This window comes from Candidatus Hodgkinia cicadicola, from assembly GCF_002774925.1.
This window is the reverse complement of sequence record NZ_CM008780.1, coordinates 35,449-54,074: the sequence shown is the minus strand read 5'-3', so window position 1 is coordinate 54,074 and position 18,626 is coordinate 35,449. Positions and strand designations below refer to the sequence as shown.

The 18,626-nt window shown below is 23.9% G+C and carries 2 protein-coding genes; both read right to left on the bottom strand.

The window, feature by feature from the left end; translation table 4 throughout:
- Nucleotides 1–12,613 precede the first annotated feature (12,613 nt).
- Nucleotides 12,614–13,975: a serine hydroxymethyltransferase gene (gene glyA, locus MAGTDC_RS00785; RefSeq protein ID WP_278046863.1), complete on the bottom strand. Its 1,362-nt coding sequence runs from the start codon at nucleotides 13,973–13,975 to the stop codon at nucleotides 12,614–12,616.
- A 153-nt stretch (nucleotides 13,976–14,128) separates the two neighbouring features.
- Nucleotides 14,129–14,551 (bottom strand): uS12 family ribosomal protein, encoded by a 423-nt coding sequence (locus MAGTDC_RS00780; RefSeq protein ID WP_146656617.1) that lies wholly within the window; start codon nucleotides 14,549–14,551, stop codon nucleotides 14,129–14,131.
- Nucleotides 14,552–18,626 lie beyond the last annotated feature (4,075 nt).

The window sequence follows — 18,626 nt, the reverse complement described above, 5'->3', positions numbered from 1 at the left end:
CTTAACCATAAATTATATGTAAATCAATCAATAAATTAACCATGATGGTAATCACCCCAACATCATAACGTTGTTAATGAATATATTGTCCACAATAAAAAATAAACAAATTAATGATATACTTCTAATAAATTAGAATCAATGATTAATATGTTGATGAGTAAAATTCAATAACTGAAATTAATTTAATTATAACAATTACTACAACTGATAAACCTAATTAAACATACCAAGTAAAAACTTGTGTTGATCTATCCAAACACATTAACAACATGTATACACATTACTAACATCAAATATCGATCATGGATGTTGTATTAATAATTGATAATTAATAACCAAGTAGAACATAAATAATAAATCACAAAATTATATATCTATATATATATCTATAACTACAACTTATAATAATGGATCAAGTGATTTTATCAATCATATTTACTACGATAAGTTATTATAAATAATAGAGAATTTCATGTGAAATAGATTCAATTTAATTAAAATTATTAATAATATATTATTATAAATATAACTATAATAATCATGTTAATATTTAACCATCATACTAAAAATAATTACTTTTATAACTTCACATATAACTATTAGTCTATCAATTTTTTTTTTGATACAAAAACCTATAAATTCGGTTGTTTAAAACTCCGATGAAACAACCAAAAAAACAGAACAACGTTCAAACTTGTATCTTGTTATCTTGTTGTTTTTTAATGTAAATTATATTTATTAATTAAGTGTTATCATTGATTAATTATCTGATAAATATATAGATATATCCAATTATTACATATGATTCATTTATATTTTTAATAACTTTAATATAAAATATTCTAAAATAATCAACCATTAATTTTGTTTATTAATAACCAAATAATCATAATCACCATCAATAATTAAGATTATAAAACAATATATAAAAATCTTACCAACATCTTGGATGATATCGAATTATCATTACCATAACATACAATAAAATTATCAAACAATTTATCAACATGTTAATTAATATATATATATTTTTTTAATTGCACTAACGTTTAATATAACAACTATTTTCTTAAAAACTAATCAACATGCTAAACCATAAATTGGTCTGAACATTTGAACCATTTATAATAAGCTAATACAATGTTAAAATATAATTACCAATGGGTTGTTTGTAATGTTAAGATTAATAAGTAGTTAGTATAAATTTATTAAATTATATTTTTGTTCAATATATACTATAATATGACCTATAAACAGGATGTCAGAATACTCAGATCTTAACCACCTATTATCTTCTATTAATCTATTACCTTCTATTAAAAAATAATAACCGAGATAATAAAAATCCTACCTCTCTATATCTATCATCTCATTAACAAACAAAGTATTTAAATCTCTATCAATATTATAACAGAATTTTAAACATTAATATAACATATACAAATACAAAACAGACAACGTTTTGATGACTAAACGAACACTTTTTTTAAAATAAAACTATAGATTATTAACTACTGTTATAAAAAACCCAATGTATTCCTTTGTATCTACAAATACAACATTTTATAATTAATTAAAATCACTTATTAAGTGCTGTGAATGTTGTAGTAAGGTTAAAAATTATACTATTGTTCTGTTGTTAAACACTAATTACAAGCAAATATATATATAAATATAAATATAACAACTAAATTAATATATTATGTTCAAAACATATTAAAATTACCGATAATCTATATCAATAATTATTTATAAATATATTAAATAAACAAAAGAAATTGTTAACTATTACTCGTTAAAATTATCATTGAGTAACTAAAAATATACCAATAGAAGTGAATAAAGTGATTTAAACACTACAATCAGAAAAAAAACATAATTCATAATTGTTTGGATTTTACATAATTGTTTGGATTTTATTAAATTATCCCGATCCCATTCCAATTCATTACAGATCCCATTTCAGTCCATACATGTTAGAGTGATAATAAGATTATAAATATTAAAGTTATTCGATTACTTGGTTATAAATATTATTACCATCTAGATCAATTATTAAATCATTAACATCATCAAAACTAATATCATAAATCTTATAATTTGATAAGGTTTGTTTGTTCTAAATACACTAATATTTAATAACAGACAATAAAACTAATTTATTGTTACATCATTGAACAATTTCATATTCCTATGATAACTGAATTGTTGATAACCTAACATGTAGGTATTAATCGAATTTTGTTTAGTTTAATTGATGTTATATTATTTCGATGAATATAATTTATATAACCAAAATTTATGATCAGATAAACACTATAATACTGAACAGACTGCACAACATAACATCTACAACATTATAGATACCAACAAAACTCTATGAACAGAGTGTGACAATAAACTAACCAACGAACAAAAATATAAATTGTTAATAATTGATATTAGAAAATATCATTGTTATCCCATGTTAAATCAACAAGATTATTAAATTTTTATAAACTTATAGTAATAGGACCTTGGTCGTTGGTATTAATGTTAGGTTGTACTCAGTTATTTTATCAATATTATATTAAACCACAAATCAATACATCCGTTCCATTATATCAGCGACTTATAAACCATGAAAGGTTACTCATGAATTACCCATTGATATAATACATTTATCAGACCGTTGCTTAATATATTTATAGATTTTACTGATATTTAATACCTTGAATGTATCCAAACATGATGATCCTAAATGGATTAACTTAATATTTATTTTGAGTTAATGATTTTTTTAACTATATTTATTTCTAAGATTGAAATATATCTACATTTATGTTTAACTTCAATAGCACATTATGGAATCCTTTCAAAGGATAAATAAACTAAATCAGTTATCAACCTGTAATCACCGAAATTAAGTAACTACAAAACCGTCAACGGTGTTACTAATCTTGAGTTTGTTAATATTATGCTATCGAAATATTCTAAATTAATAAATTGTTGTGTTAAATTATAAATCAACGAAAAATACCCAATGTTGGCTATCAAATTTTTTGATCATGGTAATATTAGATGATGTTTTGGTTTGAGATATTCAAGTTCTTTACCAAAGGTTGTTATAAATTATGTTTAAAGCATTACTCATATAAATAAATTCCGATCTCTTCTTCATTGAAATCATTCTAGTTGCATTAACATACTCTTTAGTATTTCCATCTTAATATCTGTATCCTGACTTCTTGTTGTTTACCACTAATATTCAAATTAATCTCTTTATTGTTAGAACTTCAGCACCCATTGTCGCTGATTTATCCCATAGAACTAATACATGTTACCAACGTCCACATCCTTTTGATAGTTCTATCATCATCAGTTATCATCAGTTATCATCAGAATCGTTATTATCATCGATATCTTTTATCTTCTCTTCCTCATTACATTCATCTTTATTACTTTTTCCTCTATTTTCCATCATTCTTGATTATGTTGTTATTAACAATATCCTTACCATCATTCTTATGAATGTTTAGTAATATCAATAATAAAATTATAAGATAAAACATAAACCATCTACGATCTCTTAACAGATAAAGAAACATTAAAACCAAGTTTACAATCAATCCTGTATACTTCTTTAACATTAACATTATATAATTATTGATCTTAAAATAGAATTAACATTTGTTATCGTAATGTCTAGATGTGATATCTATTTATTAGTTTATCATGTTAGTTAACTGTTTCTAACTTCGATTATACCTTGTTGTTATAATAGTTCCATCTAATTGATAGAACTTTGAACAATTGTCCCATTGACCATTCATGATCACGTTTTCTTACCAAGATAAATACCATTTCCATATTCTATATGTTTACTCGATAATTGCAACGGTCTTATGATTATCATTCATAACATTAATATATAATGTTGTAGAGAACGACGATTATTGTATTTAGCTTTAACATGATGGATCGTTGTAATTGTATTAACCCGAACCAACGCTCAACATCCACTTCAAACTTCGGGATCGTGTGTGTTTGATTCAACAACGATCGAATGTATATCTGTTTTGTTCATTAGTTTTTTTTTTAATTTTTAGTTCTATTTTCGATATTATATAAGGTTTAATATTATTCGATAATAACGATATATTAACCAATATAGTAAGAGTTTTATTTAAACCAATAAACATATACTGATTGATTATAAGACAACGGTGTCTAATTCAGAGTTGCAACCATTTTGTATACTTTTGATAAGTTTATGATGGTTGGATATTGTTAATGAACCAATTAATAATCGATAGAACCATTATTCGCCACTAACAAACGATCAGTCATTAATGATTTCAAGTTATCAACAAAACTAATCACAGATTTTAATTGATCTTTCTTTATATCCGATAAATAAGTTAAAATTTTGTTTAGTTTAAATGTTGTAAAAGATTTGACATTTAACAACAAAATCCGATAATCTCTACTTTATATATGTTTTATACCGATCAAAAGTGTACTTCATTTATTAAATTTAATCATAATTGAAATGTTGATAAAGATAGGTTAGGTTTTAATCAAGGTTAAGAATTTTATGATTTCTATTCTTAGATCTAACAATTCATCATTCATATTTATATCTATATTTTTATATTCCATATATCATTTGTTGTTATTATAATATTCAAGACTTTGATATAATTACCTAAAATTAAAATTACCATATATTTAAATTCACTTGATCTCAATATATTTATTGGTTCATCAATTTCATTAAATCTATTTCTGTTAATTCTTATTGATTTTAATCCATTCAAAAACAAACAATTAGATTCAGTATTAACATCTACAACCTTGGCAGGTTCATTAGATAAGTTAAATTTAACAACTTAAAATATAGGTTCAAAAATTGATACAACAACAACCACCATAACACGTATACATGTACATTAATGTTTTAATCTATTTAATTAAGTTATATGATACTTCGAGTATACCTTCCTTATTATTTAGTAAACTTACGTTCGGATATATTCATATTGATTTTAAAAAATGTTTGATAATTCAGAAATATTCCAATTCAAATTTTCTCAATCAAATAATACAATTTATTCCAACACCTATATATAGATCGATATAACTAATTGAATATCATGAATATCAAAATTCTTACTTAAGTTTAAATCAAATAAATTCTTTCAAAAAAACCACAACTTGTTATCACCAATATTATTAAAACATGTATTAACCTTTAATTTCTATTTGTATACCTCTAAAAAAACAACCCAGTTCTGACATCTACATTTATTAAAATTAGTTTTCTATTAATAATATATCTACATCCGTACTTAGTAATGTATTAACTTCTCGTTTATAGACTTGTATACTATTATCATTAAATGAAATATCTCGATATATTGACTTCAATAAATATAAGTAATAACGATTAAACTCTTATTCATTGAACCAACTAAACTTAAAACGAAGACATAAACATTTATTGCAAACTGAACACTTTAACTTTTAGTTCTCGCTATCAATACTATTCATTTATTAACATTTCAATGTAAGAGTAACTATTATTATGATCTATTTATGAAATTTGATTTAAATCAAGAGCTATTTGTTACAATTATATCTACATCGCTTCCAAAATAATTATAAATATATCTTCTCGATTATACTTGATTGAATTTTATTAAAATTTATTACCATTACTTCTAGTTTTATTTAATATTATAATGCCTATACCTTAATTTAAACTTCTATAACTTCTATATCTGAGTATTCATCGTACCATCAAGTAATAATCTTTGATTCCTATTCGATTTTAATAATATCATATAAACATCTGTTTTTTTGATTAAACATACAGTTGTTTATTTGAGAACTTTCCATGATTAAAACATAAAACTTTTGACAACAGGATGTTATTAACTACAAATAACTGCGTTGTTAACAAAACCATTAGTAATAATCTAATCAATGTTACAGTTAGTTTTACTTTGAATTTTAGAGCTATAACCTTTTAAACTTCATGGCAAATATTATTTTAAAATTACATATCTTACATCTCGATTTTTAAATCTAAATCACTTGTAATAATGTCATATGATTCAAAAACTAAAACCATTAATACCATCCTTATTATTTCTATCAACTTAGTATAAAAATAACAATCATAGTCACATATAATTACGTGTTTTTTTGTCAATTAAGAGATAACTATTTTTAGTTAATTTAAATTCATGTGATCGTATGAAAAATACCAATAGTATATTGTTTAATAATTTGTTAACAATTATCCTCGATGATAAAATGAATTAACAAGTGTTAAATTTTTGTTTTTAGTTTTAATATCAATAATAATCAATCTTTCATTTTAAATTCAGATCAATAAAACCAAGCATCAAAATCAAGCATCAAAATACCATCATTTATTAAACTAATTAATACACACCAAAATTAGCAAGCAACTAACAAATAACTCTATACTACATATTTGAATAACATGGTAAACCTATTGCTCATTGTTTGATCAAACGTTCAGTATTTCTTACTATCAGCCCTTATTTTTAAAGTAATCAAATTTATTCCTTCAGTTACAATACTTCTATAATTTTATCATGGGTTGTTACCAGGTTGTTATTTCTATCTTTTATAGCTAACATTATATTTCATTATTAAAAATCAAGACCATTTATATAACATCCCAATATTATTCATAATAGTATTTATCAACTTAAAATAAAAATTATATGTTAACTTCATAGCAGTTTAATATTATTGTAATGGCATTTGTATATAAAAACCAAACAATTGTTATCTATGTTTAATATCGATTAAAAATCATATTTTGTTAACTATTAGAAACAATTAAACAACTAGTAATATTCATGTTATTAATAAAATAAATATAATTCAGAACTAATACAGCTATCAATATGAACACTCTAATTGGTATTAATTTAAACACTGTAAGTAATAAAATTGATGGTATTAACAATTCATTAACTATCTTTGATATTCTAATAATAATTCGAACGTTGGGACAACCACAGCATTATCCGAATAAAGACTCATTAACCTCATCTTATCTTTAGATATAATATATAATGATAAATCTATTAATCAAACAGATCGATAAATTAATTAATAAATCAATAAATAATAACGATTAATAGTTATATATATAAATGAAAAAAACCTTAACTAAAATTTTAAAAGATCAGTATCATTGTTTCTAAATCCTAAGAAACATAAACATTCGATGTTAAATGTGATATAGTTAATTCCGATTGTTATAATTACCATCGAAATTATAATTTATAACAACCAATTTAGTCCAAACGTCCATGCCATATTTAAACAGATAATCAAGTAAATTAATCGATAATCAAATAAATTAATCATTTATCATATATTGAAGTAATGCAATTGATTAAAAAAATTGATTAATCCGGTTAACAACTTGATGTAGTACTTATGAACATACCACAAGATGTAATTGAAATGTTTTAATTATTCCAACATAACAAAAATACGGTAATAGTTTGCGATTATAAATAGGATATCTCGAATTATGTCAACACTAAGGATGTTTAGATTGAATTACCTTCATACTGATAAGTATCGATATATGTTGAATTGTTTATATTTATCTTATAAGTAGATTACATACAGGTTTTGTATCGTCTGCAACAAATAATCGCTATAAACGTTGAATATGAAGTATTGGAACTATGACAACGAAACACCATTAATACCAACTTAACTGTAATTATCAATTAAATAACCAGAAACATCAAACGTTTGATTTAGCAAAACAAGAATGGTAGTGAATAAAAAAACCATATGTTAGCCGGTTGACAACAATTATTCTTAACATTAATTAAATTCTATTTATTTGTATTATAAATATTTTAACCATAAATATTCTAAGTGTTATACTCTTAAATGTTATATTCGTAACTTAGATATGATTAAATAGTTCAACGAATAACGAACTATACTAATGAATCGTTCACAACGTTCGTGGATATTAAATAATTTATGTATTAGTAACGAAATATATAATGATTTATTTGTTTGTAATTTATCGAAGATGTTATCTTACGAGATGATAAGATACTTGATGGATTAAACGTTTATCTTCAACAAGACTAATACATGTATTAATAACCGATTGTAGATAACAATCAATGGGAATACCGAACAATAAAAACTTAATAGTAATTAGTACATTCGAGTACATTCGTTCGAATGATCAATCTTTGACCATTTTATAAACAACTAAGCTCCGAAATAAATTAAAACGTTTGATTAACGAATAGTCTTTGAATATACAAAATCACTTAGATAACATACATCTCTTTCGTCATAATATGACATTTTTAATAAATTTATAATATTTAATGTCGGTTTTTTAATCTGTATACCATAGATCTATCCATCTTTTTTAAAAACTAAATGTTCTTAAATTAGTTATAAGCACTCCATATTTTATTAGTCATGTTTATTAACCAGAATGTAGATATGATTTATGTGTTACATTAAAATAAATTCTCAATTTGACTACTTGCATATGGCTTAACCTGCGGTGCTTATCCTAGTTGTTTTAGCTTATCTACTAAAATATCGAAATACTCAAACATATTTATAATTTATAACCATTATGGCTTCGTTAAACTTAACATATGCTTTCTGTATCCAAGTATTATACTAATAACACTTACAATTTCAACGTCCATGCATAACAAAAAAAATAAATGTTCTTCCTAATCCAACATTTCAATTATCAAATATCCTGATATTTCTTCTTAATTATGATTGAATTATTAATGATAATTTTTAAGGAAAAATATAAACAAATCATTCAGTGTTACCATTAAATAAATTTTAACCTGTTAACAACACGTTTGGATTACATACTATAATAATCTCTGAATACTAATTTATCTCTGATTACTTTAATTACTCTGATTACTAAACCCATCGTTACATATCCATCGGATATAAACTTAAGTATTATCAATCTCTCGATCATAAAATTGAACAATATACCTGTGTAATGTAATAACTCTTAAGATCCTAAAGATATTATTTTATTTGTTTTATACTCTATTGAGATTAATCTGATGGATAGTTTTCGATTTCTATTAACAGACTGTCTATGTTTATTGCCAAACATTCTATCAAGTAATATTATAACTTTTATAATTACGAATACATCTTTTTTATTATAAATATTTGAAACACTCAATACCACGAATAAAATTCCAATAATGTCAGATATATTTAGTATTTTTCTATTGCATTGTACTGATTTCGATGATTTTATACTATAACATCAAGCTCATTTAGCCACCGAACCAACATGGTAACGTATTTTTATGCTGACAGATATCAGAAAATTGGATATGACTTGTTTTATTACATTAAAATAATAAAACGTTTGAAATAATAGTGGTTGATTTTAATTTATAAAATTTTAATACTATCAATTAAATGCAACAAAATATATATATATATATATATGGCCAATATGAGTATACTAATTGAACTTAACGTTGTTGTTTCTTGTTAGTTTTATTTGTAATATTATAATATAGTTACTATTCTAAAACATTAAGAAATGGATACGTTTACTAACATACGTCTAACCAAAAACTGAATTAATTTGTATTAGAAATTAGTTGTTAATTAGTATCAAAGTTTATTCACTATTAAGAATAGAGATTAATAACAACCGATAATAACTCATGTTTAAATGGTGTTTGTTGTGTTTAAATTGGTTCAATTCAAAATTTAATAATCATATGTTGATGCCAATAATATTAAGAATGTAACCGTTGTAAAATTTATCGACACAACTAACAAGTACATTGAATAATTTATTCAAAGAAAAAATAATCTGACACAGACTTAACATAAATTTTGTATGTTGTTTACTGCAAATCAACCATTTATGTATAACATAACGACTAAAATTTAATCATAACTATTTGAATTTTATTAATTTATTCCGATCTTATTTCAAATCCATGTTCATTGTTTCATTGAATAATGATAGCAGTATTAAATTCATGTGATAGATCAATTATAAACAAAAACCATTATCTAAATTAATTACTAATACACCAATATCATCTAATCCGATCCACAGTTACATAGCCAGCCATATGTAATTGATTTAATTTTAACATTCCAACATCAATCTCCAAACAATAAAATTGAACTCTTATTACCAATTAACTTCAAAACCTATCCATTTTGGCTATTCTAAGTCATTTAAAAATGTCAACGTTCATCGAATCATAATTCATATTAAGTTAACAACTTCCAAGACAAAGTCTATTCATATTACCCCAATCTATAACATTTATCAACACAATGTTATTAACCAAACCTTAATTCAATAGATATCGTTCCATAATATTATTATCATATATTTCCATATGTTATGATACTCATTAAAAATATAAATCAATCATCATCTAAATGAATAATATATTTCATATATTTCATATATTTCATATATTTCATATATTTCATATATTTCATACATTTTAAAAAAAGATTATAAAAAACAATAATATCTGAAGATATTTGTTGTATCCAACGATTAGACCAGAATTATCGGATTAATAAACTCATTATCAAAATCATGACATTTTTAATAAATCAACAATTTAATCATGATAGTAAATTAATAGGATAATGCATACCACCAAGTTAACTAAACGTTTGTTATCACATGACTAACTACCAACATTAACAACCAATTAACAACACAAAACTACAACAATTTATTACTTCACCTTTTCATCCAAGCTTATGTTTATCATCTTTAAAATGAAACCAGTATTAAGATCCTTTATTCTTCTAACCATTTCATGAATATCTATAATCATAGTTTAAATGTTAATGAAATATATTAATTTTAACAAATAATTATAAAAATGAGAATAAGTAACTTGTATAATAGTTAATCAATAGTATAATGTTTTGATTTTGAACCGAATGATAAGTGTTAATATCTAATTTTAATAGTACATTACAACAGACGTAAATAAAGAAGACCATTTATCACCATTTATCACCCCATGGTTTACTACAACTTAGAACAACTCAAGAATTACTAACTTGTTGTTTATCTCGAAGTTGTTAACATCAATGGCAACGACAAAACATTTAAACAGAAAATTACTAACCAAAAATTACGAATAGAAATATGATTCCAAGATCAACTATCAGATCTCGTGTTATTTGTTAATATCAGAACTATGTTTTTTTTTCAAATAAATTAGTCATTAACACATATACATCATAGACATACTAAAAATATTATTTAATATTAATATAATTTCTGATTTCATCATTTACTAAAATTGTTCTAGTTGTATTAATACCTACTTGATTAAGCCTTTAGATCAATTCATATACAACTTCTTTGATAATCGCTTCTATTACTCAATCTGTTATCCTATCTGTAAATCTAAACATCTAATCGTTGTCATTTTGATGTATATTAATGTAGCTATAAAATTACCATCATTACATCATGTCCATTACGTTTTTCGTTATCTTCAATAAATTTATCAATCATCGGTATTAACTCCATCATCATATGGCGGTATTATATTTCGTTTTTATTATCTTAATTATTGTTGTAACAAATAATTAAATACATTGCTAATAAATCATAAATTTAAAATATTAACATCTACAATTTATTAACAACTTGATAAAACAACAACCAAACTAAATATCAAATTCCTACTGTTTTTTTATTGGTATTATGTAATAAATTTATTATTAGATTTAACCATCACCTTGATATTGTAACATTTAGTCAATATGTTTAGTATGATATATTATGGAAATAACATTTTAAGTATATCTAATCAACATATGTCAAGTATCTTTTACTGAATCTTATAATTTAATATCACAACCGAAACTGATAGAACTCAATTAAACATTTATCTTGAATTTATTTATTTCGAATAACCAACCGCCAAGATAATACTTTCTCACAAACAATATGTTTTACCAATAGTTGCAACATACTTAGTTAAAAACTATCTTGTTTATTGCCATATAACAATTGTGGTCAATATAATTAATTCTTCTAAATCAACCATATCAAACTACTTGTGATTCTACTAATCAGACAAACATAAGCTTGTGCTTCAAGCTTTGATCTCATAAATATATATCTTATTTATTACTAACGGTCAAACATAATTCATTTTAAAAACAACAACATCCGATCTATTAATTAAATGTAAATATAAATATCTGATATTATTTAATAATAGTAACAATATTCACTATTGTAATATAAATCTTAACCAATATCAAAATATATATATTAATCTTCTGAAATATTTACCTCGTTTGTATTATTAAAAAACGATTATCTTATATCTTTCTAAAAACTATAATGGTTCTTATATACAATGAATTTATAATATCAAAAGGTATCCTTTTAATTTTTAATAAAAAATTGACCACTGAAGATTTCTAATTATTGATGAAACCTTTTATAGAATTGGATAAACTTTTAATTATGTTTAAATGTTTTAATTATGTTTGAATGAATAGCTTATAATTCTGTCTTGATCTAGACATTATAATCTATTGGGTACTTATTAGTAATGTTTAACACCTGTGTTTTTATGGTTGTTTCAAGCAATGGTGATAATTTACCTTTATCTTTTATCTCTAACAAACCATCAGCTATCATATCGGCTATCTTCTCAAAATCCTCCTTCTTTAATCCCCTCGATGTACATGCACATGTACTTAACCTTAAAACAGAAATAATATTGGCTGATGAATTAGTTAATGATTTATCCTTTGAAGTGGTGTTTTTATTCACTATGATGCGACAACGATTAAATCAAGAAGCTACTTGTTCATCAACTATTCCAAGAGCCTTTAAATCTATTATGACTAAGTGATTATCAGTACCATTAGAAATAACATTTATTCCTTTAATCTTTAATCTTTCAACCATTGTTTTAGCATTTTCAATCACAGATTTTGTTAATGTTTTATAATCATCTTGTTGAGCTTCAAAAAATGCCATTGCTTTAGCAGCAATAACACTTATCATCGGTCCACTTTGTATCTCCGGAAACAAAGAACATGATATACGATCAAATAATTCTTGATTATTCGATAATATCAAACCGCCATGCGGTCCTCTTAGGGACCTATGTGTTGTGGTCGTAACAACATCGCAATATTCGATTGGTGAAGGATGCAATCCAGTAACAATCAAGCCAGCAATATGTGAAATATCAGCAAATAAGAATGAATCAGATTCATCAGCTACCTGTTTAAATGCCTTTCAATCTATTGTTCTCGGATATGAACTGGAACCAGCAATTATAAATCTAGGTCTGTATTTTACAGCAACATTTAGAACTTCATTCATATCAATTAAACCAGTTTTAAGATCTATACCATATGATATATATTTTAATCACATTCCAGATATATGTACTACCGATCCATGCGTGAAACGTCCACCATATTTTTGATCCATTCCCATGATTGTATCACCTGATGACAGAAGTGCCAACATTACTGCTTGATTCATTTGACTACCAGAATGTGGTTGAACGTTGGCATATTTACATTTAAATAAACATTTTGCTCGATTTATTGCTTCTTTTTCTAACTCATCAACGAATTCACAACCTCCATAATACCTACCTCCAGGATAACCTACTGTACATTTATTGATAAAAATATTACTATTAATTTTAAAAACAGCTTTTGAAACCAAATTCTCTGAAGTTATCAGATTTAAACTTGTTGTTTGTCTATTTAATTCGTTTTCTAATATCGATTTAACTAGGACATCATGTGTATCATGTGTCGATAAATTTTTCTCGCATTGTTGAATTGTTGTGATAACATTAGTATTTTCTTGTTGTTTCTTCGAAGGTATTATAGTTAAGAGCCGCTTTCACATTCGTTTAATAATGTTGTTCATTGATTGAATGTAACCCTTACAGGTATTAATAATTGACAATTTTTTATTAAGAATTTTATTTACTGGCAACAGTATTATGTTTTGTTATAATTACAACCAAATCACATTCAATGAAGTGAGGTTTGAATATATTTAACACTTTAAATTAATAAACAATAAATGATCAATACAAAATTTATTAATGGATTGTAGTTTTGATATCCAATATTTCTGGTGCTTACTAGATATTACCAAATTTTTTGATCTATGTTCTAATCCAAGATTCATCATTCTTCCAATACATTTTGAATCCAACAAACCATCAAACCAAATGTTATCACTCCTAGATAAATCCTTCACACATGCCCCTAAAAGGGAAACCATTACCAAATGTTCTTGTATATTATATATCATCCTTGGTATGTATGTTACTATCTTGTTGTCATTATATAAATTCACTTTAATTACTTGCATTAATATAAGATATGATTTCTGTGGTGTTATTATATAGATACTAATATTAATCTCACTTCTTAAGAAAGTACTATTTGAAATTGATATATTACTTTTCTTCATTCTTCTTATATTACCCTCCTTATATGAATTATTTTTTTTTTGACAACAATTAGTTCTTCTTTCATTATTCTTTCTTTAATTTATTTATAATCTATATTTAAAACTGGCAACATCAGTTCCAACATAATTTTATCTTTTATCCTACCATCTCGTAATTGTCGGTGGATGTTGTATGTTTTAATTGCAACTTTCATTTATATCTTTAAGATAAGAAAATTAATAATATTGGTCTCTGACCTTTATTATATCTCTTAACAATCAATAATTTTACTTAATAATCTCTAAAATAACAAACGTTTCTTTGATCCAAAGAATTCATTAATAATAACAATTAAGTTCTAAAACCGAAACTCAATGAAAAATATAATTTCATCTTAATCATTTATGGCGATCATTGGAATTGGATATGTTCTCACATATCAGACTATTTGTCTCAATTAAATCTCTTTATGATAACCTATATGGTTATATTTAATCAACTGTTAATTCCATTTAAACAAAAATCCTAACAACATACTACTTCTTTGGTTTTATATGAAACATCCAATTGATAACTTAATATAACATTAATTTAATTAACATCTACTTATATTAGAATACAATGGTTATATAAATATTTTACTTATTATTAACTGAATATTAAATATAGATAGTCTGATAACAAATAACAAACATAAACTTAATTCCACTTACTAAAACTTAAACATCTAAAGGTTGTTGATATTAATTTGATGGATGTTATTGTGATGAATTAATTATAGTTCTTAAAATTATATTTAATACTTTAGTTGTATAATTCTAATAATCATCAAAATATGTTACAACCATTGAATTCATAATTTCTCAATAGGAGTTCCACTATCATATAATTGAACCATTAAGCTCCAAGTTATATTAATCGAAGAAAATTATAATTTTAAGTATATGGATTAATCAATTATTATTTATTAACACATGAATTAAAAACACTCATGTTATCTATGTTATTGAACCAACAGAATTCATATCAAAATAATGAGGATTATAATATTTATGTTAAACATATATATATATTCTACTTTTAATACTTACAGTCATTATTATAACAATTAACAAATTTACTTGATGTAACGTAACACATCTAATGTGGTAACATTAATTCTGATAAATCCAAACGAAATAACTTTTATTAATAAAATTAAATCACTAATAACAACACTCAACTTCTTTAAATTACTATCATAAACACCACATAGTTGTAACTATAATAAATTAACCCAACACTTCATTATCTCATTGTTGTTAAAATGGAATTGTTATTAATCATAAGATCATTTCAAATTTTAACGTTGATTTCAAATTGTTTCTTCATATCAGAAGAACATCTATGTTGTTTCATTTGGTCTAAACATTAAGTAGATTGATTTAGTTCATCAATAATATTCATTTAACATATACTTGAAATTATATAACAAACTACATAACAACCATAATTATAAAATGTAAAGATATTAATAATCTCTGTGGTTAATGTAGTAATTAATATGGAAAAAACCTCTCATCAGAAATTCTCGTTGTTAATGATGATATACATTGATTGTATGAAATAATTTTTTAAAAATACCAACATAGGCCAAAAAATTAAAAACCACAATTAACTTATCAAATAATGGTTATTGATCTTATTCATTAAGAAATCAGTATTTCTGATTATTTTTTTTGTTACCAATCCATCATCTCCATTAATAACTTTATACATACCCGATGTTATAATGTAATTGAAAAATAAAACTTAGAATTACTCTTGTCGATATTAACAACAACAATTGATTTTAATAAATCTTATACCCACATATGCTCAATCAGATCTTGATGTACTAAATATGGTATAAAATTCAGATGATATAACTTAATAATTACTTCTGGTTAAAACTCTGATGAAATGCATACACAAAATTCAATAGTATCTCGGATTGTTCGAATAACAACATCAATCCTTCAAAAGAAAAACCAACATCCAAAGTCTTAAAATATTCTAATGTACTAAAATCTTTCTCTATGTTAGTAACTATACTCTATACTGTTAACTTCAGTAATCTAAACCACATGATCATTAAATCAAAATTTTTCTTGAATAAATAAATGATTTCAATACAATGTTATTGATGTTAAGTTTATTATCTTAATCTTCGAAATCAAATATAATTACTCACAATTATTTATTTGTTATCAAAGATAAGAGAATGTTTGGATACAACTATCAAAGAAAACATTAATTATAGATTTAGATACTTGAAGTTGGTATACTTAAATATTTTTCAATTCATGTACCAATATTGTTTAAACGTTGTACTCTGTAACATCATTAGTGCCGAAGATAACATATCGGTTGATAGTGTTATCAACATAACATAAAATATGATGTAAAATTTGTATAATATAAATTTGAATTATTATTAACTATCTATATTCCAATAATAATCTAAACAAGATAAGATAATAACTCTATGATTATCGGATACAACGTTAATAGAAATTTTTTATATAAAATATAAACACATTGTTAGCCCAACTCAGGAATATCATTAGACTACATTATAACTTTTATAACCAGTAACATTAATACTTAAACACATCCTTGTATTAACAAACCTATCATCTTCGTATGTTCGTTTAGTTTAACTTGTTGCTTATAGTTTTATAGAATTAGAAATATTTATATTATTTAACCGATTATAGCATCGATTGAGTTGTTAATAACATCGGAGTACTTACACTCTTATGGTTTAATTTAATCCCAAAGATTTTGTTTAGATACATAGACCCAATTTAATACTTAAATTAAGTTCAAGAATACTATGTTGGTTTTTTAAAACATAAAAATATTTCATCTTAATGAACTGAGATATCTAAAAATCTAACAAAATTTCTAAGTTAAATCACGTAGTAATCTATTATCAAACATTATTTGATTTGTTATAAACATAGTATTATTCTGTTAATTTGTTGATATTATTTTAATAAATTACATACACAATAGGATCGAACATAACCCTAAAGATTGATCAACGTTGTACCAATACATCCAATATTGTTATCTTATTATCATATTCTTGTTATAACTTAATTAAATATATTTTGTTTTAATAAATCTCTCTAAACACTATTTAATACCTACTAAGTAACCAAAATTCTATGATTTATATTCAACAGGTTATCAACATTCTAAACGCTTTATCTACATCCATTTCTTATTCCATATTTGAAGATACATTTTATCAACGTTATCATTTATTTTACTAAAAACGTTAGTCTTAGATATCTGTTCTCAATTTCAACAATAGTTGTTATATCCCTATATCCGATAGAATTGGTAATGCAATTGTATATTTTAATAAAAACCATAACATGTTACTTCGTTGGTTTTTGTTTTAAAATAACAGGTTATTTAATTGTTATAAGTATCTACCACTTAATTAAAGTTAAATCTGTGTAAGTGATAGTGATTTGAATGATTTATAGTTTAAGTATCTCAATATACTATTCTTTCATTCTAATCTTTATATTCAAAAAAAATCATGTACGTTCCATTAATAATCTATAATGAGCATTCAATGAATTTATTTAATCAATTAAACATCATTTTAAATATTTAATAATATTAGTCAATAACAAAGAATAATTATAATTTAAACAACATGCTATTAATCAATTCTAACTCAACATTCCAAAAAATTCGGACCAAATTTATGAGCTTTACCTACCTTAATAGAATGACAACCCAAACATACATTGAAATACCTTTCACCATTATTTAATAAATAGCATAAAAATAATAATGTATTGACACTTGAGATTATTTGTTCGTTCCTAGTTCAGTTAAACTAATATCTGTTTGTTTTTCTTACTATGATTAGTACATTTTATCCATTGAATGATTAATAGAATAAATCGTAGATCTTGATAACAAACCAATTAAACACAATTTTTTTTCTATCTAAGATATCTACTATTCTCTTTTTGTTCTTTTAAGAAAATAATGTTAATGACTTAAACTTCATCTTCTCGATCATTCGGTTGTAGTTTTAAATTAAAT